Origin of the sequence: Sedimentimonas flavescens, from assembly GCF_025154035.1 — a bacterium.
Lineage (GTDB): Bacteria > Pseudomonadota > Alphaproteobacteria > Rhodobacterales > Rhodobacteraceae > Rhodobacter > Rhodobacter flavescens.
In genome coordinates this window covers 632,614-654,232 of sequence record NZ_JAOALJ010000001.1, presented here as the reverse complement: position 1 = coordinate 654,232, position 21,619 = coordinate 632,614, and the positions used below count along the sequence as shown (strand labels likewise).

18 protein-coding genes, 1 tRNA gene and 1 riboswitch are annotated in these 21,619 nt (G+C 65.3%); of the genes, 14 read left to right on the top strand and 5 right to left on the bottom strand.

Translation table 11 applies throughout. From position 1 onward, the window contains the following. The 3 genes from N3C64_RS03090 to N3C64_RS03080 are packed head-to-tail and all read right to left on the bottom strand — an operon-like array spanning position 1 to position 3,484. A complete protein-coding gene (locus N3C64_RS03090) occupies positions 1–933 on the bottom strand; it encodes a PP2C family protein-serine/threonine phosphatase (RefSeq protein WP_260011713.1) in 933 nt (310 codons plus the stop codon). Then, positions 923–2,137 (bottom strand): FHA domain-containing protein, encoded by a 1,215-nt coding sequence (locus N3C64_RS03085; RefSeq protein ID WP_260011712.1) that lies wholly within the window; start codon positions 2,135–2,137, stop codon positions 923–925. Before N3C64_RS03085 ends, N3C64_RS03090 begins: the two co-directional genes overlap by 11 nt. Positions 2,138–2,161: 24 nt before the next feature. Beyond that, on the bottom strand, positions 2,162–3,484 hold the full coding sequence (locus N3C64_RS03080; RefSeq protein WP_260011711.1) for a serine/threonine-protein kinase: 1,323 nt from the start codon (positions 3,482–3,484) through the stop codon (positions 2,162–2,164). A gap of 305 nt (positions 3,485–3,789) precedes the next feature. Here N3C64_RS03080 and ppsA point away from each other — a divergent pair, with 305 nt between their 5' ends. Next, positions 3,790–6,180: a phosphoenolpyruvate synthase gene (gene ppsA, locus N3C64_RS03075; RefSeq protein ID WP_260011709.1), complete on the top strand. Its 2,391-nt coding sequence runs from the start codon at positions 3,790–3,792 to the stop codon at positions 6,178–6,180. Here the strand turns inward: ppsA and N3C64_RS03070 are convergent. Next, entirely contained in the window at positions 6,177–8,432 is a 2,256-nt protein-coding gene (locus N3C64_RS03070; protein WP_260011706.1) for a sulfatase family protein, read from the bottom strand. The genes ppsA and N3C64_RS03070 overlap by 4 nt on opposite strands. A gap of 327 nt (positions 8,433–8,759) precedes the next feature. Between N3C64_RS03070 and N3C64_RS03065 the strand changes: the two genes are divergently transcribed. After that, positions 8,760–8,833 (top strand) — tRNA-Gly (locus tag N3C64_RS03065). Positions 8,834–8,953: 120 nt separating this feature from the next. On the opposite strand, the gene N3C64_RS03060 is transcribed toward N3C64_RS03065, so the two are convergent. Next, positions 8,954–9,826 carry a glycosyltransferase family protein gene (locus N3C64_RS03060; protein WP_260011704.1) on the bottom strand — a complete coding sequence of 291 codons (873 nt, stop codon included), beginning with the start codon at positions 9,824–9,826 and terminating at the stop codon, positions 8,954–8,956. A gap of 116 nt (positions 9,827–9,942) precedes the next feature. Between N3C64_RS03060 and miaB the strand changes: the two genes are divergently transcribed. From miaB to N3C64_RS03000, 12 genes are all read left to right on the top strand, one after another. Then, positions 9,943–11,268, top strand: coding sequence for a tRNA (N6-isopentenyl adenosine(37)-C2)-methylthiotransferase MiaB (miaB, locus tag N3C64_RS03055; RefSeq protein WP_260011701.1), 1,326 nt, complete (start codon positions 9,943–9,945; stop codon positions 11,266–11,268). A gap of 212 nt (positions 11,269–11,480) precedes the next feature. Continuing rightward, positions 11,481–12,500, top strand: coding sequence for a PhoH family protein (locus N3C64_RS03050; RefSeq protein WP_233677190.1), 1,020 nt, complete (start codon positions 11,481–11,483; stop codon positions 12,498–12,500). Further along, positions 12,481–12,993, top strand: coding sequence for an rRNA maturation RNase YbeY (ybeY, locus tag N3C64_RS03045; RefSeq protein ID WP_218630283.1), 513 nt, complete (start codon positions 12,481–12,483; stop codon positions 12,991–12,993). Before N3C64_RS03050 ends, ybeY begins: the two co-directional genes overlap by 20 nt. A 35-nt stretch (positions 12,994–13,028) precedes the next feature. Next, on the top strand, positions 13,029–13,919 hold the full coding sequence (locus N3C64_RS03040) for a hemolysin family protein (RefSeq protein ID WP_218630282.1): 891 nt from the start codon (positions 13,029–13,031) through the stop codon (positions 13,917–13,919). 2 nt (positions 13,920–13,921) lie between these two features. Then, a complete protein-coding gene (gene lnt / locus N3C64_RS03035) occupies positions 13,922–15,463 on the top strand; it encodes an apolipoprotein N-acyltransferase (protein ID WP_260011697.1) in 1,542 nt (513 codons plus the stop codon). 11 nt (positions 15,464–15,474) lie between these two features. Further along, positions 15,475–15,523, top strand: a riboswitch (SAM-SAH riboswitch). Between the two features lie 7 nt (positions 15,524–15,530). Then, positions 15,531–16,697 carry a methionine adenosyltransferase gene (metK, locus tag N3C64_RS03030; protein WP_218630280.1) on the top strand — a complete coding sequence of 389 codons (1,167 nt, stop codon included), beginning with the start codon at positions 15,531–15,533 and terminating at the stop codon, positions 16,695–16,697. Between the two features lie 159 nt (positions 16,698–16,856). Further along, positions 16,857–17,321, top strand: coding sequence for a preQ(1) synthase (queF, locus tag N3C64_RS03025; RefSeq protein ID WP_218630279.1), 465 nt, complete (start codon positions 16,857–16,859; stop codon positions 17,319–17,321). 79 nt (positions 17,322–17,400) lie between these two features. Continuing rightward, entirely contained in the window at positions 17,401–17,847 is a 447-nt protein-coding gene (locus N3C64_RS03020) for a DMT family transporter (protein WP_218630278.1), read from the top strand. A 42-nt stretch (positions 17,848–17,889) separates the two neighbouring features. Beyond that, positions 17,890–18,618 carry a tRNA (guanine(46)-N(7))-methyltransferase TrmB gene (trmB, locus tag N3C64_RS03015; RefSeq protein WP_260011693.1) on the top strand — a complete coding sequence of 243 codons (729 nt, stop codon included), beginning with the start codon at positions 17,890–17,892 and terminating at the stop codon, positions 18,616–18,618. 68 nt (positions 18,619–18,686) lie between these two features. Further along, a complete protein-coding gene (gene aroA, locus N3C64_RS03010; protein WP_260011690.1) occupies positions 18,687–20,030 on the top strand; it encodes a 3-phosphoshikimate 1-carboxyvinyltransferase in 1,344 nt (447 codons plus the stop codon). A 3-nt stretch (positions 20,031–20,033) separates the two neighbouring features. Beyond that, positions 20,034–20,642: a (d)CMP kinase gene (locus N3C64_RS03005; protein ID WP_218630275.1), complete on the top strand. Its 609-nt coding sequence runs from the start codon at positions 20,034–20,036 to the stop codon at positions 20,640–20,642. After that, entirely contained in the window at positions 20,639–21,586 is a 948-nt protein-coding gene (locus tag N3C64_RS03000) for a hypothetical protein (protein WP_260011683.1), read from the top strand. Before N3C64_RS03005 ends, N3C64_RS03000 begins: the two co-directional genes overlap by 4 nt. Positions 21,587–21,619 lie beyond the last annotated feature (33 nt).

The following is a 21,619-nucleotide window of genomic DNA, read 5'->3' as shown; positions in this document are numbered from 1 at the left end:
TCAGCCCTCGTATGCCGCCGTTGCGCTGAAGGCGACCCGCTTCTCGGGGCGATGCACCCGAAGCAGGACGGTCTTGCGCAGGGTCGACCAGCGCGACGAGCGGTGGTCAGGCGGCGGGTTGCGCGGAGGCATCGCCGCCTTGACCTGCTTGCTGATCTTGAGCACACAGATCGAGACATTGTCCTGATCGGGGTCGTCCAGATCGAGGATCTCCTGCATCAGCCGCGCGTTGATCTCGGCGCTGGTGCTGTCCCGGTGCTCATGCACGAGTTTGGCGATATGCGCCTCATCGAGGAACTGGAGCCCGTCGCTGGCAGCGATGACGATATCGCCGTCCTGCAACTCGACCGGAACGTCGCGGCAGTCAATCTCGGGGATGCTCTCGCCGATCAGAACCGAGGTCAGGCAGAACCGGTCGGGGTTCTGGTCGGCCTCAAGGCGCGTCAACTCGCCGGTGGCCACCATCATCTCCATCTGGCGGGCCATCGAATGTTCCTGGTTGAGGCGGAACATGCGGTTGCCGCGCAGCAGGTACAGCGGCGAATCGCCCACCGAAATCCAGTAGAGCCGGTTCCCGACGATGATCGGCGCGACAACCGTCGCCCCCATGCCGTAGAGGTCGGGGCGCATGGTCGTGTAGCGGGCGACCAGATCGTTTGCACGCTCCAGCGCATCGCGCAGGATCGGGCCGATGTTGCTTTCAAGATGTGTAGGGTCGGCTGAGTGCGCGCGCAGATGGTCGCACAACTCGGCCACGACGATCTGGCTGGCCAGCTCGCCCGCGGCATAGCCGCCCATACCGTCGGCAAGGACGATGAACCCTAGCCCCGAGCCATCGGGGAAGTTCGTCGCGACCGCATCTTCCTGCTGGTCGCGTTGTCCCTGTGCCAGCGCGGTGGCGGCATCATAATGAAACTCGAACTCATCCAGCATGTTTCACATCATTTTGCGAGGCTGCATCCCAGGAGAAATCCTCTCCGCACAGTGCGACGAAGCGCAGGGTCGTCTCGCCCAGCCGGACCTGATCGCCCGAGCGGATCTGCTCGGTACTCAGCAGCGGCTTGTTGTTGAGGCGCACAAGGTTCGCCTTGCCGCTCTGGCCGATGTAAAAGGCGTTCTGCTCGGAATCGTAGGCCACCGCGGCGTGGTTTTCGCGCGAGATGGCGCTGTCGCCGAAGTTCAGTGCGATCGCCTGATCCTCGCCGCGGCCGATCTTGGCGACGCCATCATAGAGCGGGAAGGAGGCGCCGCGACCAGGGCCCGACACGACGACCATCCAGCCCACCGGGAAGTTGGTATCGGCCGGGGCTGCGGCTTTCTCGAAGGGGCTCGCCGGGGCAAGCCCGCCGGGGTTGAAGCCCAGAAGGCGCGTCTTGACCCGGCCCGAACGACCGGAGCCACGCCCGACCGAAGGGGTCGGGACCTCAAGGCCGAGATCCGCCGCCGGGGCCGCGCCGCCGACATGAATGAAGGGCAGGCCGCTCAGATCAAGCGAGTCATCGGTCTCGACCGCGGGGGCCGTGGGCTTGGCAAGATCGAGCGCAGCAATCGCCCGCGCGGTCTCGTCCATCGGCTCCGGGGCGGCGATGAACGGCTCTTCGGCCTCGGTTGCATAGGCTTCGTCGCGCAGGCTGGTCCAGAGCTTGCGGCGTTCGAAGGGCTCGACCGTTTCCTCCTCCGGCATCCCGGCTTCGACCATTTCCTCGACCTCATCCAGAGCGTCCTCGAAAGGCTCCTCGGCGAAGGCGTCAAGTGCGGCCTCATCGGCCAGCGTCTCGTCATCCAGCGCTTCGTCTTCCAACGCGTCGAACTCGGGTGCGGGCAATTCGTAGCCGTCTTCATCCTCGGCAAAGGCGGCGTCCTCGAGATCCTGCTCGAACTCCTCGTCGATCTCTTCTTCCAGCGCGGCGTCTTCGGCGAAAGCCTCCTCGCCGTCCAGCTCCTCGTCGAGTGGCGCGAAGTCCTCGGCGACCGCGTCCTGCGGGGTCAGTGCCAGCACGTCGGGGGCTTCGGTCGGGAGGATCTCGACCGGTTCGGGTACAACCGAGGTTTCCTCGTCCCAGACTGCCGGCGGAATCGAAACGTCCGACTGCTTGGCGCTACGCTTTTCAGAAATAAGATCGCGAATGAATTTCATAACAGGGGCTCCGTGTTTTCGGAATCAGGCCGCGCGCGAGGCGGGGTTGCGGGCGAGACAGCGCATGAGCAGGCCGACGATGACCGATTTTCCTTCATAGCCGGTCCGGCCCTTGCCGCGCGCGGCGCTGTCGTGGTGTCTGTCGTGCATGTTGCCCCGGTGCTCATCGGCCCGCAGGTCGTCGCTTTGTTCCTCATGCCAGGCCGAGAGGTCGTCGATCGGGTTCCCAAGGATATCGACCCACTGCTTGCTCGGCAGATCCGAAGGCTCGCTGTGCTCCGGCTCCTGGCGTGCCTCCGGCGCGGGACCAGCCGGCTGCTTGGCCGCCTTCGAGGGCAGCGTCATGTTGGTCTCCTGCACCAGCATCGACACGGCGGCATCCAGCTTGGTGTCGAACACAACCGGCTTGGGGCGGGCAGGGCGCACCTTGGGCGTTTCTTCCAGCGCCTTGAGCCATTGCTTGGTGTTGAGGAAGCGGTTCTCGCGCAGCACCTCAAGTGAGCGGTCGATGGTGGCCAGCAGGTTGTAGCCGATATCCCAATCGCCATCCGCAAGCGGCACATAGGGGTCGGTCATGCCCGAGGACACCGCTGACAGGCGTTGCTGGCAGTTGGGCGGAACGATCCCGGTGATCAGGTGGTAGAAGGTCGCTCCGAGCGAATAAAGATCGCTCGAAAAGTCGTGCATGTTGCTGGCCAGATAGAATTCGTGCGGCGAATAGCCGTCTTTTACCGCGACGAGCGTGGTCACCATCGGCGCGCCGCCGGTGGGCTGATGCTCGCGCGCGGCGCCGAAGTCGATCAGCGTGATCTCGTCCTGGTCGTTGACGCGGATGTTGTCGGGGGCGATGTCGCGGTGCAAGAGCCCGTGCGAATGGATGTATTGCACCGCCTCCAGTGTCTGCATCAGCGCGGATTCCAGGAAACGGGGCGACAGGCGCTCGGGGTTCTCTTCGAGCACGGTGATCAGATCGGTGCCCTCGACGTAATCAAGGGCCATATAGGCGCTGTTGTTTTCCTCGAAGACCTGGTGGATGGCGACGATATGGGGATGGCGCAGTTTGGCCATCCGGCGCGCCTCGCGCAGGAACTGGCGCTTGAGCGACTGGAACTGCTTGTCGGCCTGCTCGGAGTTCGCGTGAACCTCATTGCCCTCGCGCTTGCAGTAACCCGCAGGGAAGCATTCCTTGATGACCACCTGACGCTCAAGGCTGTCGCGCGCGACATAGGTGATGCCGAACCCGCCCTGCTGGAGGTGGTTCAACAGCTGATACTGCCCATTCAGAAGCTGAGTGCCGACAGGCAACTCAACGTGGGTTTCACTCGGGACTGCAACCATCTGGTTCATCATTTTTTCCGGTCAGGGGTCGAGAGGGGACGGATGGAATACACAACAAGCGAGAATGATACGATTCCATCGTCCTCCCGAATTGTGATCAGATCATGGCAAGGCTGGGACCAGCAGATGGCGGTGTGCCGATTTTCCCGGGCGCACGCTGCGGTTGATCCGTGCCGTGGCGCGGTGCGCGCTAATGTCCCGCCACGCAAGGGCGGAAATGGCTTTGCCTTGCGCGCGGGTGGGTGCAGGATTGCCTCAGAGGGTGCGCTGATCGGCCCCAAAGGGCTGTCCTGCCGCATCGGGAGGAGGAAGCCATGGTGAAGAAATCGCGTTATCTGGCGTGGTTCGAAGAGATCGCACGCACCGATGTCGGCGTCGTCGGCGGCAAGAATGCCTCGCTGGGGGAGATGGTGCGCGCGATGGATGCGCAGGGCATCAAAGTGCCCCCCGGATTTGCGACCACGGCTGATGCCTATCGCAGCTATCTGACCGAAAACGGGCTTGATGATGGGCTAGGCGCACGGCTGGCCGAACTGGCCGACGGGCGCGCGAGCCTGCAGCAGACCGGCGCCAGCATTCGCGCGGCGATTGTGGGCGGCACCTGGCCTGCGGCGATCCGGGATGAGATCGTAGCGGCCTATCGGGCGCTGGGCGCGCGCGTCGGGCGCGACGATCCGGCGGTGGCCGTGCGCTCAAGCGCGACCGCCGAAGACCTGCCCGACGCGAGTTTCGCGGGCCAGCAGGAAACCTTCCTGAACGTGCGCGGCGAGGCGGCGCTACTGGCCGCGTGCCGCAGGTGCTACGCGTCGCTCTTCACCGACCGCGCGATTTCCTATCGTCAGCTCAAGGGGTTCGAGCATCAGAAGGTTGCGCTTTCCATCGGCATCCAGCTGATGGTGCGCTCGGATATCGGCGGCTCGGGGGTGATGTTCAGCATCGACACCGAGTCGGGCTTCGACAAGGTCGTGCTGATCAACGCGGCCTGGGGGCTTGGGGAAAACGTGGTGCAGGGCACCGTCAACCCCGATGAGTACCAGGTCTACAAACCCTTCCTCGACAACCCCGCCCTTAGCCCGATCCTTGAAAAATCGCTGGGCGAGAAGGAGCGCAAGCTGGTCTATGCCGGAGAGGCGGGCGGCTCGACGCGCAACGTGCCCACCTCGAAGGCAGAACGCGAGACCTTTGTGCTGAGCGATGCCGAGATCCTCGCCCTTGCGCGGCAGGCCTGCGCAATCGAGCGGCACTATGGCCAGCCCATGGACATGGAATGGGCCCGCGATGGCGAGAGCGGCGCGCTTTATATCGTGCAGGCCCGCCCCGAAACCGTGCAGTCGCGCGCCGATGTGGGGGCGCTACGCTCCTACAAGATCAAGGACAAGGGCGCGAAGCTGCTGACCGGCCTGAGCGTGGGCGACGCGATCGCCGCGGGCGAGGTCTGCATGATCGAGAGCGCCGCCGATATCGACCGCTTCGTTGATGGCGCGGTGCTGGTGACCTCGACCACCGATCCCGACTGGGTGCCGGTGATGAAACGTGCCCGCGCCATCATCACCGACCACGGCGGGCGCACCAGCCATGCCGCCATTGTCAGTCGCGAACTTGGGCTGCCCGCCATCGTCGGCACCGGCAACGCCACGCATCTGCTGCATGACGGGCAAGAGGTCACCGTTTCCTGCGCCGAGGGCGATCATGGCTTCGTCTATGCCGGGATCGCGGAATATGAGGTTGAGGAGCTGCATCTGGATGCCGTGCCCAAGACCCGCACCGAGGTCATGCTGAACCTCGCCAACCCGGCGGCTGCCGCGCGCTGGTGGCGGCTGCCGGCCGATGGGGTGGGCCTTGCGCGGATGGAGTTCGTGATCTCGAACGTGGTCAAGGTGCACCCGCTGGCGCTGACGCGCTTCGATCAGTTGACCGACCCCGAGGCGCGCGATCAGATTGCGCGGATGACGCGGGGCTATGCCGACAAGGCCGACTACTTCGTGGACAAGCTGGCCATGGGCCTCTCGCGCATTGCGGCGACCTGGTATCCGCACCCGGCCATCGTCCGGATGAGCGATTTCAAGACCAACGAATATGCCGATCTTCTGGGCGGGCGGCAGTTCGAGCCCGCCGAGGAAAACCCGATGATCGGCTTTCGCGGGGCCTCGCGCTACTACGCTGACGCCTATCGCGACGGGTTCGCACTGGAATGCCGCGCGATCAAGCGGCTGCGCGAGGAGATGGGCTTTGACAATGTCGTCGTGATGATCCCCTTCTGTCGGTCGCCCGAAGAAGCTGACCGGGTGCTTGAGGTCATGGCCGCCAACGGGCTGACACGCGGCGAGGCCGGATTGCAGGTCTATGTGATGTGCGAGATCCCGTCGAACGTGATCCTGGCCGACGAATTCGCCAAGCGCTTCGACGGCTTCTCGATTGGGTCGAACGACCTGACGCAGCTGACCCTTGGGGTGGACCGCGACTCGGCGCAACTGGCGGGCCTGTTCCGCGAGCGCGACCCGGCGGTGCTGTGGATGATCGAGACGGTGATCGCCCGCGCCCGCGCCAACGGGCGGCATATTGGCCTCTGCGGTCAGGCGCCCAGCAACGATCCCGATTTCGCGCGCCTTCTGGTCAAGGCCGGGATTCACGCGATCTCGGTCACGCCCGACAGCTTCCTTGCGGTCAAGCAGCACGTTGCGGCGGCAGAGAGTGAGGGCAGCTAGGGCTGCGCAAGCCCCGCGCTGAGGCAGGCTTTGTCGAGTGCCAGTTCGACCCGGAACTCGCCGCTGCGCGACATGCGGAAATACTCGCCCGCGTTCTTGCCCGCGCCCTCGGTCAAGAGCGTGAAGCTGTTGAAATAATAGCTGCGCCCTGCGAACTGGACCGAGCGGACCAGAAGATCCGTGTCGCCGGACTTGCCGTCGCCCGCCCATTCGTCATTGAGGAAATAGATCCCGATCTGGCGCGGGCAGGGCGGTGCGCTTACCGGCAGGCGGAACGTCATCAGGGCGCGGTCGATCTCGTCCTGCCGGGCTTCGCGCTCGGCGTTGCTTGGGGCGTCGGTCACCTCGATCACGGCGACATGCGCGCCATCAAGGGTGATCCAGGCGCGCGGGGCGCTTTGATACCGGGTGCCGCTGACCTCCAGGACGATCTCATCGGCGCGCGCCGGTGCCCGCGGCGCCACCGCGCCCGCCGACAAAAGCCGGTCGGTAAAGGCGTTCTGCGCCGCGATCGCATCGCCCAGCTTGTCACGCGCAGCGGCAGCCAGGGCCGGGTTGTCCGGTGCGAGGTTGTGCTGCTCGTCCGGGTCGGCGCGCAGGTCGTATAGCTGCTCTTCTCCGGTGTTTCCGTTGTAGATGTATTTGCGGTCGCCCTCGCGGTAGCCGACCTGAAACCCGTTCCACGGCGCGTAGAAAAACACCCCGTCTTGCCTGTCCGGCGCGAAGACCGAGCGGCCCTGCCAGCTTGCGGGGGCGACGATGCCAAGCAGGTCGGTGATCGTCGGCGCCACATCTATCATTCCCACCAGCAGATCGCTTCGCTGCCCCGAGAATAGCTGCGGGTTGATCAGGGCGAGGGGGATACGGATGTTCTCCTCATGCACCGCCGCCGCATGGACATAGGTGCCGTGCTCGCCAAAGGCCTCGCCGTGATCGCCTAGAACGATGACGAGCGTCTGCGCGCTCAGCTCCGAGCGGTCGAGGTAATCCATCAGCGTGCCGAGGGCCTGATCGCCGACGCGCAGCGCGTTGAGATAGTCGTTATGCGTCTGGTCCTCGACATAAACCTGCGGCTCGGCGCCGGGGAAATAGGGGTAATGCGTCATCCCGGTCCGCATCGCCAGAAAGAAGGGCTGGTCGGGCTCCTGCGCGATCCAGCGTTCGACCTCGCGCACGGTGCACAGATCGTTCGAGGTTGTCAGGAAGCGGTCGGTAACGCTTTCGACCTCGTAGATGCCGCCCGCGCAGTCCCAGTCGCGATAGTCGCGCACCACGCCGAAGCCTTCGGCGTTCAGGAAGGTCTCGGCATCCTGAAACCGGGTGTCGGCGGATTCGAAATAGGCGGTTCGCAGCCCCGCTGCGCCCAGGACCTCGGGCAGGGTGGTCAGGTCAAGGCCGGGGCGGCTGGCCGTCATCAGATCGGTGGAAAGCTCGGGGATAAGCGCGCCGAAGGCCGAGACGAGGAAGTAATTCGAGGCGGGGACATGCGCGTAGGCCCGGTCGAAGGCCAGCGCGTGATCGAGGCTTGCGGCGAGGTTCGGCGTGACGGGGTGGGTGCCTTCCCAGCCCTGCGCCTGGCGGGCGGGCACGGATTCCAGCGCGAAAAGGATCACGTTGCGCAGCGGCTTTTCGGGTATCGGCGGGCGCGCGAGCGGTGTGGCGGGGCCGAAGGGCATCTGGGTGCGCAGCGTTCCGGCACCCAGCTCGGACAGGCCGACAAGCCCGCCGTCATCGCCAAAAGACCCCAGAAAGGCGATCACCGGATTGACCAGCCGCCCCCGCGAGACCGGCGCGGGCCCGTCGCTCAGCGCCAGCCCCCAGATCGTGATCAGCGCATAGGCCGCCATGAGAGCCCCTGCAATCGCGCGCTTGCCGGGATGGCGCGAAAGGATGCGCGCCCCGCCCAGCAGGACGGTCAGGGCCGCCAGTGCCAGCAGCGCCTCGCGCAGCCCAAGCAGCCTGCGCAGCGCATTGGGAACGGTGCCCGCGCGTTCGATGTCCGAAAACGCGAGCCAGTCGGCGGTCACCGGAGAGCCGAGCATGCGTACCGCCACGATATTGATCAGCGACCAGAGCATCACGGTGCTGGCAAGGAAGGTGAACAGACGGGTGGCCCTTGCCGCGTTGCGCCCGCGCGGCAGTGAGCGCAGCGCCGACAGAGTCGCGAAGGTCAGCAGCAATGTAAGCCCCAGATCCTGCCAGAGGCCGCGGGCCATCAGGCCAAGCGCTTCGGGCAGAGTGGAATTCGCCATCGGCACGGCCAGAATTGTTGCCCGCGCGCCAATCAGGATCAAACCCAGCAATCCGCCGCACCACAGCACGAAGGTCCGTGCGTTTGCTCGGTCGGGCGGGCGGTGCCCCGGGGGAACTGGTTGCCTTGCCGGCGCAATCATCGCGCGCTCCTGCCGTTTCTTCGTCGCCAGCCTATCGGCAGCGTCACTGGCCCCGCAATGGCTGGACACGCCCGGCGGGTGCGGTCAATTGCCCGGAAACCTTCGGGTGCGGCGCAGGAAAAAATGCGTGGCGCGTGGCGCAGTCCACTTGCAGCCCTCTGCGCGGGGCGGTATCAGAAGGGCGTCGCGGGCGTTGTGTAATGGTAAGACCTTAGCCTTCCAAGCTAATGACGCGGGTTCGATTCCCGCCGCCCGCTCCAGAAATCCTCATAGTAGAAGTGTCGTCAGCCCCTCCGCGCGCCGATGGGTCACGCGCGCCGTGGAACCGTTATACGAGATCGCCATGGCGGGTTTGTCGAGGGAAGGGGACGTGCCGCAGATCAGAACCACTGGCCGGGTTCGATCAGGCCGAGATCCATTAGCTGCTGGCTCGACCACTCGAACCGGACCGAGTTGTGCCAGGCGAAATTCTGCACGTCAAAGCGGGAGCCCGGATTGTATTTCAACGCCTTGGCAACCCGGAAGGACATCACGGCCGCCGTTAGGTTATGGTGCCAGGGGCAGGCGTAGGTGTTGTATTCCTCGTCGTTGAACGTGTGATTGGCGCGCAACTCCAACCCCTTGCGGGTGCGAAACAGCGCGATACGGTCAATTTTGCGCCGGTTGTATGGGATGTGCTCGTCAAAGCGCCAGCGCAGCCCGCCGAAGAAGTCCAACTGGCGGTCTTTCGGGTGGTAGTGGTTCGCCGGATCGAGGCGCGCCAGCGCGTAATAGCCCGAGCGGTCGAGCATCGCGCTGCCGCGATCCACGCCGTTCGGGTGCGTGCTCAGGTCGGGTGCGTAAAGATCGATCGCATAGCACAGCATCGCGTCGCGGCGTTCCTCGGTATGGAAGGCCAGCAGCTCGCGCACATTTCGGGTCTCGCTGAACGGGTAAAAGAGGTACTCGGCGTTGAAGCCGTAATAGAACCACGTCCCTGCGGGGGCGGCGGCGATCAGCGGATTGATCAGGCCGGGCAGGGCCTCGGGGCCGCGCGATGTAGACGGGATGCGGTGGACCTGATCGGCCAGCGCAGCGGGCAGCTCTAGCCCGTCGGGCATGAAGGCGATGAGGGTGCGAAAGCCAAGCTTAAGGTGGTGGTCGAGCGTGCTTTCCACCTCGACCGGGTCTTCGACTACGATGATGGCGACCGGCCCCTTGGCCAGTGCCGCCCTATCCCGTTCCAGAAATGCCGCGAGCGATGCGTGGTTCATGCCTGCCCCTTTTGGCGCCCAGATTGACCATGAGTGCCCCGATTGCAAGCGTGGAAAGGTTGCGGCGCGCGCGGGTTTTGGCTAAAGGGCGCATCTGTTTTAGCCCGGAGGGCCTCATGTCGGATACGCCGAAGAAGCTGCATATCAAGACCTATGGCTGTCAGATGAACGTCTATGACAGCGAGCGCATGGCCGAGGCCATGGGCACCAAGGGCTATGTGCTTACCGACGATCCCGCCGAGGCGGATATGGTGCTGCTCAACACCTGCCACATCCGTGAGAAAGCCGCCGAGAAGGTCTATTCCGACCTTGGCCGCCTGCGTCCGTTCAAAGAGGCCAAGCCGGATCTGAAGATCGGCGTGGCGGGCTGTGTCGCGCAGGCCGAGGGCGAAGAGATCATGCGCCGGATGCCGCTGGTCGATCTGGTCGTGGGCTCGCAGAATTACCACCGGCTGCCTGAAATGGTCGCCGCGACCGACCGGGGCGAAAAGCCCGTCGACACCGAATTCCCGACCGAGGACAAGTTCGATCTGCTGCCGGAGCGTCCGCTAAGCGCGCGCCCGACCGCATTCCTGACCGTGCAGGAGGGCTGCGACAAGTTCTGCGCCTTCTGCGTGGTGCCCTACACCCGCGGCGCCGAGATCAGCCGCCCCGTCTCGCGCATCCTGACCGAGGCGCAGAAACTGGTGAGCAAGGGCGTGCGCGAGATCACGCTGCTCGGTCAGAACGTCAACGGCTACCACGGCGAGGGGCCGGATGGCGATTGGGGCTTGGGCAAGCTCGTGCGCGCGCTGGCGCGCATCGACGGGCTGGAGCGTATCCGCTACACGACCTCGCACCCCAACGACATGACCGAGGATCTGATCGCGGCACATGGCGAAGAGCCCAAGCTGATGCCCTATCTGCATCTGCCGGTGCAGTCGGGCTCTGACCGGATCCTCAAGCTGATGAACCGTAAGCACACCGCGGAGGAATATATCCGGCTGGTCGAGCGGATCCGCGCGGCCCGCCCCGACATGATGATGTCGTCGGATTTCATTGCGGGCTTCCCCGGCGAGAGCGACGAGGATCACCGCGCCAGCCTCGATCTGATCCGCGAGATCGGCTACGGCATGGCCTTCTCGTTCAAATATTCTTCGCGCCCCGGCACGCCAGCCGCAGGGCGCGAGGGCGTGCCCTCGGACGTGGCCGACGCGCGGCTGCAAGAGATCCAGGCGCTGATCACCGAGCAGCAGCGCGCGACGCAGCAGGCCATGGTCGGGCGCGCTGTGGGCGTGCTGTTCGAAAAGCCCGGCCGTCTGGAAGGCCAGTGGGTCGGCAAGTCGGACTACCTGCACGCCGTCCATGTCAAGGCCGAGGGGCTGGCGCCGGGTGCGCTGCGCCGTGTGCGGATCACGGCGGCGGGGCCGAACTCGCTGGCGGGCGAATTGCTGGCGGACTGAAGTTCCGCGCGAACAGAATCGGTTCGGCGCCCAAAGACATCAGGGGCGTCGCCCAAACGCTGCACGCATCCGCTCTGGGCTTCGGCAAGGCGCCTGATTTGTTGCAGCTTTGTGAAATCTGCGGATTCCTTGCTGCCCGGATAAACCAATGCTTGCGTGACTCAGGGGTTGGGGGCACCATATCTTCACCAACCTCGGACAGGGAGACGTTCTTGGGCTTTAGTGCGATCACACCCCCGCCTCGCTCTCAGGATGCACACGAGACGCTTCTTGAGTTCCCTGACAACCGGCTGTTGATCGACCTGTGCGGAGAATTTGACCGCAACCTCGCCCAGATCGAACACAAGCTTTCGGTGCATATCCTGCGGCGTGGCAACCAGCTTGCCATCGTCGGAACGCCAGAGGCGCAGGAGCAGGCCGCCGGAGTGCTGAACCAGCTTTATCAGAAGCTCGAGGCAGGGCGTCCGATCGACGCCGGTGAAATCGACGCGACGATCCGCATGGGCGACTTTGGCCATGCCGGCGTGACGATGGACGAGCAGCTTGAGATGTTCGCCGCCGGAAAATACGAGATTCGCACCCGCAAGAAACAGGTCGAGCCGCGGACCGAGGCACAGAAAGCCTATGTGAAGGCGTTGTTTGAAAACGAGCTGGCTTTCGGTATCGGCCCGGCGGGCACCGGCAAGACCTATCTGGCGGTCGCCGTGGGCGTGACCATGCTGATCGGCGGCCATGTGGACAAGATCATCCTGTCGCGCCCCGCCGTTGAGGCTGGCGAGCGTCTGGGCTTCCTGCCCGGCGACATGAAGGAGAAGGTCGATCCCTACATGCAGCCGCTCTACGACGCGCTGAACGACTTCCTTCCCGGCAAGCAGATGCAAAAGCTGATGGAGGAAAAGCGCATCGAGATCGCGCCGCTGGCCTTCATGCGCGGTCGTACCCTCTCGAACGCATTTGTGGTGCTCGACGAGGCGCAGAACGCCACGACCATGCAGATGAAGATGTTCCTGACCCGCCTCGGGCAGGGCTCGCGCATGGTGATCACGGGCGACCGCAGCCAGATCGACTTGCCGCGCGGCGTGGCCTCGGGGCTGCAAGATGCCGAGCGGATCCTCGATGGCGTCAAGGGCATCTCGTTCAACTACTTCACCGCGTCTGACGTGGTGCGTCACCCCCTTGTGGCGCGCATCATTGACGCCTATGACCGCGACGATGTTGGAGCCGCTGGTTGATATTCTGATCGAAGACCCGCGCTGGGAGGAAATTGACCTTTCGGCGCTGGCCGAACATGCCGCGCGGGCCGTTCTGGCCGACCGTGGCCTCGACCCCGAGGATTTCGAGATCAGCCTTCTGGGCTGCGATGATGCCCGCATCGCCGTTCTGAATGCCGACTTCCGAGGTAAGGCCAGCCCGACCAACGTGCTCAGTTGGCCGTCCGACGAGCGCGCGGCCGAGGACGACGGCGGCGAGCCCGACCTGCCCGAGCCCTTCGCGCCGGGCATCCCCGAAGCTCTGGGAGATATCGCCATCGCCTATGAAACCTGCGTGCGCGAAGCGGGCGATCAGGGCAAGGCGCTGCGCGATCATGTGCTGCATCTTCTCGTGCATGGAACGCTGCACCTGCTGGGTTTCGATCACATTCGCGAAGGCGATGCCGCCCTGATGGAAGAAATCGAGGTGCGGGTGCTTGATCGGATGGGGATTCTCAACCCATATGGAGAGTAAGGCCGCCACTATGGCCGGTTGTTTGGAAAGGACCGATGGGACAAGTCGCTGACGGAGGAGCCTCCGCCAACGCGTCCGTGTCAGAATCTGACGCGGGCGACAGTAGTACAGAACCGCCGTCGCGCGGATTTCTGGGGCGCATATTCGAAGTATTTTCCAGCTCTGAGGCTGAGCCGACGCCGATGGCGGTTCCGGTCGTGCCTGCGGTTTTGCCCGGGATGGGCAACCTGCGCCGGATGCGGGTGGGCGATGTTGCCATTCCCAAGGTCGAGATCGTTGCCGTTCCCGTCACCGTCGCCCGCGACGAGTTGGTCGAGGTGTTCCGCGCGCAGGGCTACTCGCGCCTGCCGGTGTTCAAGGACACGCTCGACACGCCGCTTGGGCTGATCCACCTGAAGGACCTTGCGCTGGAATACGGCTTTGGTGCCTCGGGCGGGCGGTTCTCGCTGCGCAAGTTGCTGCGGCCGTTGCTCTATGTGCCGCCCTCGATGCCGATCGGGGTGCTGTTGCAGAAGATGCAGGTGCAGCGCATCCATATGGCGCTGGTGATCGACGAATACGGCGGGGTGGACGGGCTGGTGACGCTTGAAGACCTCATCGAACAGGTTATCGGTGAGATCGAGGATGAGCATGACGAGGCCGAGGACGGCTACTGGAAGCTGGAAAAGCCCGGCCAGTGGCTGGTGCAGGCACGCGCTCCGCTGAAGGATTTCGAGGCCGAGATCGGCATGTCGCTTGCGGACCCCGGCGAGGATCAGGACATCGACTCGATGGGCGGGCTTGTGTTCATGCAGATCGGTCGCGTGCCCGCGCGTGGCGAGGTCGTAGTGGGCGAGAACGGCATCGAATACGAGATCGTCGATGCCGACCCGCGCCGCATCAAGCGCCTGCGCGTGCGCCTGCCGGGCGTGGCCCCGGCCGAGTGATCATGCGCCTGCCGCGTTTCCTGCTGCCGCCCAAGCGGCCCGGCTGGCGACAGCTGGGCATCGCTGTTCTTTTGGGTGCGGGCGTTGCGGCGGGGCAGGCCCCTCTTTACTGGTGGTTCGCGGCTTTGCCGGCACTCAGCGCGCTGATCTATCTGGCGGTGCGCTCGGTCAGCCCCGGCTGGATCGGCTTTGCAGCGGGCTTCGGCTACGCGCTGGCCGCGATGTTCTGGATCGTCGAGCCCTTCTTCGTTGAGGCCGAGCGCTACGGCTGGATGGCGCCTTTCGCCCTTGTCTTGATGGCCGCGGGGATGGGCGTGTTCTGGGCGCTGTCGGTCGGGCTAGGCGCCCGGCTCGGCGCCGGGCCTGCAACGCGCGCGCTTGGCGTGGCGCTTGGGCTGGTCGCGGGGGATGCGCTGCGGTCCTACGTCTTCACCGGCTTCCCTTGGGTCCTGCTTGGCCATATCTGGATCGATACGCCGGTCGCCCAAGCCGCGGCCTATATCGGCCCCCTGGGGCTGAGCCTGATCACGGCCGTTCTGGCGGCGCTGCCCGTTGCGGGGCAAAGGCCGCAGGTCGCGCGCATCGGCATTGCCGCTGCGCTTCTGGGCGCGCTCTGGTGGGGCGGGGTTCAGCGGCTCGCCGCGCCCGATCCTGTGCGGGCCGAACCACTCACCTTGCGTCTTGTCCAGCCCAACGCGCCGCAGCATCTCAAATGGCTGCCCGAATACCGGATGGAGTTCTTCCTGCGCCATCTGGCACTGACCGCGACACCGTCCGAACAGGGCCAGCCGCGCCCCGACCTGATCATCTGGCCCGAAACCGCCGTGCCCTTCTTGCTGGAGCGTCCGGGCGACGGGCTTGAGATGATCGCCGAGGCCGCCTCGGGCGTGCCAGTCGCAATCGGCGTTCAGCGCGCCGAGGGGCGGCGCTACTTCAACAGTCTGGCCGTGATTGCCCCCGATGCGCAGGTCACACAGGTCTATGACAAGGCGCATCTGGTGCCCTTCGGCGAATACATCCCCTTTGGCGATATCTTCGCGCGCTTCGGTATCGCGGCCTTCGCCGCGCAGGAGGGTAACGGCTATTCTGCCGGGCCCTCGGCGCAGGTACTCGATCTGGGCGGTCTGGGCCTTGCGCAGCCGCTGATCTGCTACGAGGCCGTCTTTCCGCAAGACATCCGCCGCGCGCCGACCCGACCGGACTGGCTGTTGCAGGTCACCAACGACGCCTGGTTTGGCGAACTCTCGGGACCGTGGCAGCATTTTGCGCAGGCCCGCCTGCGCGCGATCGAGTTCGGCCTGCCGCTTGCGCGCGCGGCGAATACCGGTGTTTCGGGCATGATCGACGCGAAAGGGCGCGTGCTGGCGGAACTTGGCCTGGGGCGAGAGGGCGTGCTTGACGTGCCGCTTCCGGCTGCCCTTGCACCGACACCTTATGCGCGGTTTGGCGATGTGCCTGTCATTGTGCTGATCCTGACGCTTTCAATCATTATTTACCGCCTGCGACAAAGATACCGCGTTGACCCCGGCGCGCAGCGGGTCTAGGCAGTCGCATCGAACCGTCACAACGGCTTCCTGGCGTGGCGGGGTTTTATCAATGGAGCACTTCCCCATGGCACGACAAAATTATGTGTTCACCTCCGAGTCGGTCTCGGAAGGTCACCCCGACAAGGTCTGCGACCGCATCTCTGACGCAATCCTCGACGCTTTCCTCGCCGAAGAGCCCCGCGCCCGCGTCGCTTGCGAGACCTTCGCCACCACCAACCAGGTGGTCGTCGGCGGGGAGGTAGGCCTGTCGGACAAGGCGCGGCTGGCCGAGTTCATGAGCAAGATCGACGGCATCGCCCGCGATTGCGTGAAGGACATCGGCTACGAGCAGGACAAGTTCCACTGGGCGACGCTGCAATTCGCCAACTACCTGCACCCGCAGTCGGCCCATATCAGCCAGGGCGTCGACAAGGACGGGGCAGGGGATCAGGGCATCATGTTCGGTTACGCCACCGACGAGACCCCCGAGCTGATGCCCGCGCCGATCCAGTATGCCCATGGGATCCTGCGCCGCCTGGCCGAGGCCCGCAAATCGGGCGCAGAGCCCACGCTCGGCCCCGATGCCAAGTCGCAGCTCTCGGTGCGCTACGAAAACGGCAAGCCGGTCGGCGTTACCTCGATCGTGCTCTCGACCCAGCACAAATACGAATCCCAGACCTCGGATGATATCCGCCAGATCGTCGAGCCCTATATCCGCGAAGTGCTTCCCGAAGGCTGGATCACCGAGGCGACCGAATGGTGGGTCAACCCCACCGGCACTTTCGTGATCGGTGGCCCCGATGGCGACGCGGGCCTGACCGGGCGCAAGATCATCGTGGATACCTATGGCGGTGCTGCGCCCCACGGCGGCGGGGCCTTCTCGGGCAAGGATCCGACCAAGGTCGACCGCTCGGCTGCCTATGCCGCGCGCTACCTGGCCAAGAACGTGGTCGCCGCGGGTCTTGCACAGAAATGTCTCATCCAGGTCTCCTATGCCATCGGCGTGGCCAAGCCGCTCTCGATCTATGCCGATACCTACGGCACCGGCGAGGTCTCGGATGAGGAAATCGAGCGCATCGTCGCCAAATGCATGGACCTGACGCCCAAGGGCATCCGCACGCATCTCGACCTGTGCAAGCCGATCTATGCGCGCACGGCGGCCTATGGCCATTTCGGCCGCGCCCCCGAGGCCGACGGCGGCTTCAGCTGGGAAAAGACCGACCTGACCGAGGCGCTGAAAAACGCCCTCTGACTTAGCACAAGCAACACAATGATTGGGGGAGCCTCCGGGCTCCCCTTTTTATGCAACTATGCCATTCAACGTGGCGCAAATATCCTCGGGGGTGAATGGCCGAAGGCCAGAGGGGGCAGACAGCCCCCTGATGCCCCCACAACACGAACCGAGACCCCGATGGAAAAAACCGATGTCACAGGCCTGACCCAACTCGGTCAGAATGTCTCCACCCCGCAATCGCCCGAAGAGGCCGTGCTCGAGCGCGTCCCCGCCTCACATCCCGGTGCCGATTACTGCGTGCGCTTCACCGCGCCCGAGTTTACCTCGATCTGCCCGATGACCGGCCAGCCCGATTTCGCCCATATCGTGATCGACTACATCCCGACCGACTGGCTGGTGGAGTCGAAATCGCTCAAGCTCTTCCTTGGCTCGTTCCGCAACCACGGCGCCTTCCATGAGACCTGCTCGGTCGAGATCGCCAAGCGTCTCGTCGATCTCTTGAACCCGAAATGGCTGCGCATCGGCGCCTATTGGTATCCGCGCGGTGGCATCCCGATCGATGTCTTCTGGCAAACCGGCACCCCGCCCGAGGGCGCCTGGATCCCCGATCAGGGCGTCGCTCCCTATCGCGGCCGCGGCTGAGATTGTTCTTCGCACAACCCCGGCCTTGCACAGCGGTGTAATGCGTTGCAGCCTGCCCTCGGGAGAGAGGGAGGCATTCATGGGTGACGGGATTCGCTATGCGGCGATCATGCTGGCTGCCGGGATCGGGATTCCGGTCCTTGCAGCGCTGAATGCGCAGCTTGGCGCGCGGATCGGCTCGCCGGTCGTTGCGGCGGTGGTGCTGTTCTGCGTGGCGCTCTGCGGCGCGGTGTTGGTCATGCTCGTCAGCCACGGCCCCTCGGCCTTCGCCAAAGTGCCCGCGCAGCCGCGCCATCTGTTCATTGCGGGGCTTCTGGTGTGCTTCTACGTCCTCTCGGTTACCTTCGTCGCGCCCAAGTTCGGCGTCGGCAATGCGGTCTTCTTCGTGCTGCTCGGGCAGATGATCTCCGCCGCGATGATCGACCAGTTCGGGCTTTTCGGCGCCATGGTCCGCCCGATCACCGCCCTGCGTGCGGCGGGTATCGGCTTCATGGGTCTGGGGCTTTTCCTGATCCAGAAGGGCTGAGGGCTTGACCTCGCGCGCATCGGGGCGCTAGAGGCCCGCCCCATGAGCGATGAAACCCAGACCCCCGAGACCCCCGAGCCCGAGGCCGCGCGCCCCGAGTGGCGCAATTTCTATGGCCGCCGCGCGGGCAAGACCATGCGCCCAAGCCAGAAGACCTACCTGTCCGAGGATCTCGACTCGCTCTCCCCCCGCGGCATCACCCGCGAGGACAACCCCGAGCGCGAGATCATCGACCCTGCCTCGATCTTCGGCAATGACAACCCGATCTGGCTTGAGGTCGGCTTTGGCGGGGGCGAGCATCTGGTGCATATGTGCGCGCGCTATCCGCAGGTGAACATCATCGGCTGCGAGCCTTTCATCAATGGCGTCGCAATGCTGCTTGGCAAGATCCGCGAGGCAGGCGTGACCAATATCGCCGTGCATCCGGGCGATGCGCGCGACCTGATGGATGTGCTGCCCGAGGGCTCGATCGCCAAGGCCTTCCTGAACTACCCAGATCCCTGGCCCAAGCGCCGCCACCACCGGCGCCGCTTCGTGACGCAAGATCACCTCGTGCCGCTGGCGCGCTGCCTGCAGCCCGGCGCCGAGTTCCGCGTGGCCACCGACATCCCCAGCTATATGACCCAGGCCCTGCGCGAGGCGCCGAAGGCCGGGTTCGAGCTGACCGCCCATTCCGGCACCGCCTGGGATGACTGGATCTCGACCCGTTACGAGCAGAAGGCCTTGCGCGAGGGCCGCACGCCTGATTACGCCACCTTCCGCAAACCCTGAGGTCCGTCGGGGCTTCCGGCCCGCCCGCACATGCGCTAACAGGGGCCGACCAGACGAGGGAGGCAAGCATGTCCGGCCATGGCGATCCTGTTCCGATGATTGCGCGCAAGAGCGCGGCGCTGAAAGGCGTGGCCGAGGTGCCGGGCGACAAGTCGATCTCGCATCGCGCGCTGATCCTTGGCGCGCTGTCGGTCGGCAAGACCGAGATCACCGGGCTTCTGGAAGGCCAAGACGTTCTGGATACCGCCAAGGCGATGCGCGCCTTCGGTGCGACGGTCACCCAGCATGGCCCCGGCGCCTGGACGGTCGAGGGCGTGGGCGTTGGCGGTTTCGCCGAGCCCGAGCAGGTCATCGACTGCGGCAACTCGGGCACCGGCGTGCGCCTGATCATGGGCTGCATGGCGACCTCGCCGATCACCGCGACCTTCACGGGTGACGCAAGCCTGCGCAAACGCCCGATGGGCCGCGTGACCGATCCGATCGCGCTCTTTGGTGCACAGTCCTATGGCCGTCGCGGCGGGCGCCTGCCGATGACCATCGTCGGTGCGCCCGATCCGGTGCCAGTGACCTACACCGTGCCGATGCCCTCGGCCCAGGTGAAATCGGCGGTGCTTCTGGCGGGCCTCAACGCCCCCGGCCAGACCGTCGTGATCGAGAAAGAGGCCACCCGCGACCATACCGAGCGGATGCTGCGCGGCTTCGGCGCCGAGATCAGCGTCGAGGAAACGCCCGAGGGGCGCGTTATCACCCTTCAGGGTCAGCCCGAGCTGACCGGCCAGACCGTTGCCGTTCCGCGCGACCCAAGCTCGGCCGCCTTCCCGGTCTGCGCCGCGCTGATCGTGCCGGGCTCCGAGATTTTCGTGCCCGGCGTCAGCCAGAACCCGACCCGCAACGGCCTCTTCACCACGCTGGTCGAGATGGGCGCCGATATCGCCTTTGAAAATCCGCGCGAAGAGGGCGGCGAGCCGGTGGCCGATCTGCGCGTGCGTTACTCGGCCCTCAAGGGCATTGAGGTGCCGCCCGAGCGCGCCGCCTCAATGATCGACGAATACCCGGTGCTGTCGGTCGTGGCCGCCTGCGCCACCGGCACCACCGTCATGCGCGGCGTCAAGGAGTTGCGCGTGAAGGAATCCGACCGGATCGACGCCATGGCCCGCGGCCTTGAGGCCTGCGGCGTGTCGATCGAGGAAGATCAGGATACGCTGATCGTTCACGGCCTTGGCGCGGGCAATGTGCCGGGCGGGGCGACCTGCGCCACCCATATCGACCACCGCATCGCCATGAGCTTCCTCGTGCTTGGCCTTGCCGCGCAGCAGCCGATCTCGGTCGATGACGGCTCGCCCATCGCGACCTCGTTCCCGGTGTTCGAGGATCTGATGCGCGGGCTTGGCGCCCAGATCAAGCGGGCCTGAGCCATGGCCTTTACCGTGGCCATCGACGGGCCTGCGGCGGCGGGCAAGGGCACGATCAGCAAGGCCGTGGCCGCGCGCTTTGGCTTTGCGCATCTCGACACCGGGCTGCTTTACCGCGCCGTGGGCGCTAAGGTCGGCGACGGGGCCGAGGCGATTGCGGCAGCGAAAAGCCTGAGCACGGATGATCTGGCGCGTGACGATCTGCGCACGCTGGCGGCAGGGCAGGCGGCCTCCAAGGTCGCTGCCATCCCCGAGGTGCGCGCGGCATTGGTCGAATTCCAGCGCCGCTTTGCCCGTCAGGACGGTGGCGCGGTTCTGGACGGGCGCGACATCGGCACGGTGATCTGCCCCGAGGCCGAGGTGAAGCTGTTCGTTACCGCCAGCGCCGAGGTGCGGGCGCGCCGCCGTTGGCTCGAACTGGGTGGCGAGGCGGCCGATCAACCCTTCGAGGCCGTTCTGGCCGAGGTGAAAGAGCGCGACGAGCGCGACATGAACCGCGCCGATGCGCCGCTTCGGCCTGCTACGGACGCTCTGATCCTCGACACCTCCGAACTTAGCATCGACGAGGCCGTTGCCCGCGCCGTGGCGGCGATCGAGGCCGCCCGGGCATGAGCCCGGCCCGCGTCATCCTTAACCTGACGCCACGCCTGCAGGCCCAAGTGACCGAAGGGCGCGTGCCCTCGCTCTATACTCACATTCACGACCTGATCTCCCGGCGCGGTGGCACGGTCGGCTTCGGCCCGCCGCGCTGGATGCGCGAGCCTGACGGCGATCTGCATGTGATCGACAACGCGCAAATCCCCGGCCCCGGCCAGTTGACCGCCGCCACCGCCTATCTTGATAAGTTCTGGCACCTCGACCCCGAGGGCGTGCTGGCGCATTCGCGTATCCGCAACCGGGTGTTCGACGCCGAGTCCGTCCCCCCCCGCAAAGCGCGCCTTTACTACAAGGCGCTGCGCGAGCGGTTCGTGGTGCCGAGGATCTCGCGCTACAACCAGCCGCGCGCGGTGCAGGCGGTTCCGGACGGCGCGATTGCCGTCTTCCTGCAAGGCCCCGCGCCCTATGTCGCGGGGCAGGCCTTTCTGGATGCCGACACGATGCTTCGCGTGGTGGCCGCCGGGGCAGGGAGGCGGCCCGTCGTCGTCAAGCCGCATCCGCTTTTCGTCGAGGACGGGCGTGCCCTGATCGCCGCATTGCGGGCCGATGGTCTGTCGTTGATCGAAAGCCTCGCCAATGTGCATGACATTCTGGCCGCAGCCTCGGTTACCGTCTCGGTTAATTCCGGCGCGGCGATGGAGGGGTTCTTGCATGGCAAACCCGCGATCCTTTTCGGCCAAAGCGATTTCTCGCAGATGGTCGAGACCGTGCGCAACCCCGAGGATTTCGCGCCCGCGCTTGTGCGCGCACTGGCGACAGCGCGGCCCTATGAGCGCTTCATCTACTGGTATTTTGGCACGCAGTGCCTGTGGCTCGACGATCCGGAACTGGATCGCAAGGTGCTGGCGATCTTTGCCGAGGCGGGCTTCGACGCTGAACGGCTTGGCCTGACGCTTTAATAGCGGTCTGCGCCTATTGATGCCCCGAGGGGC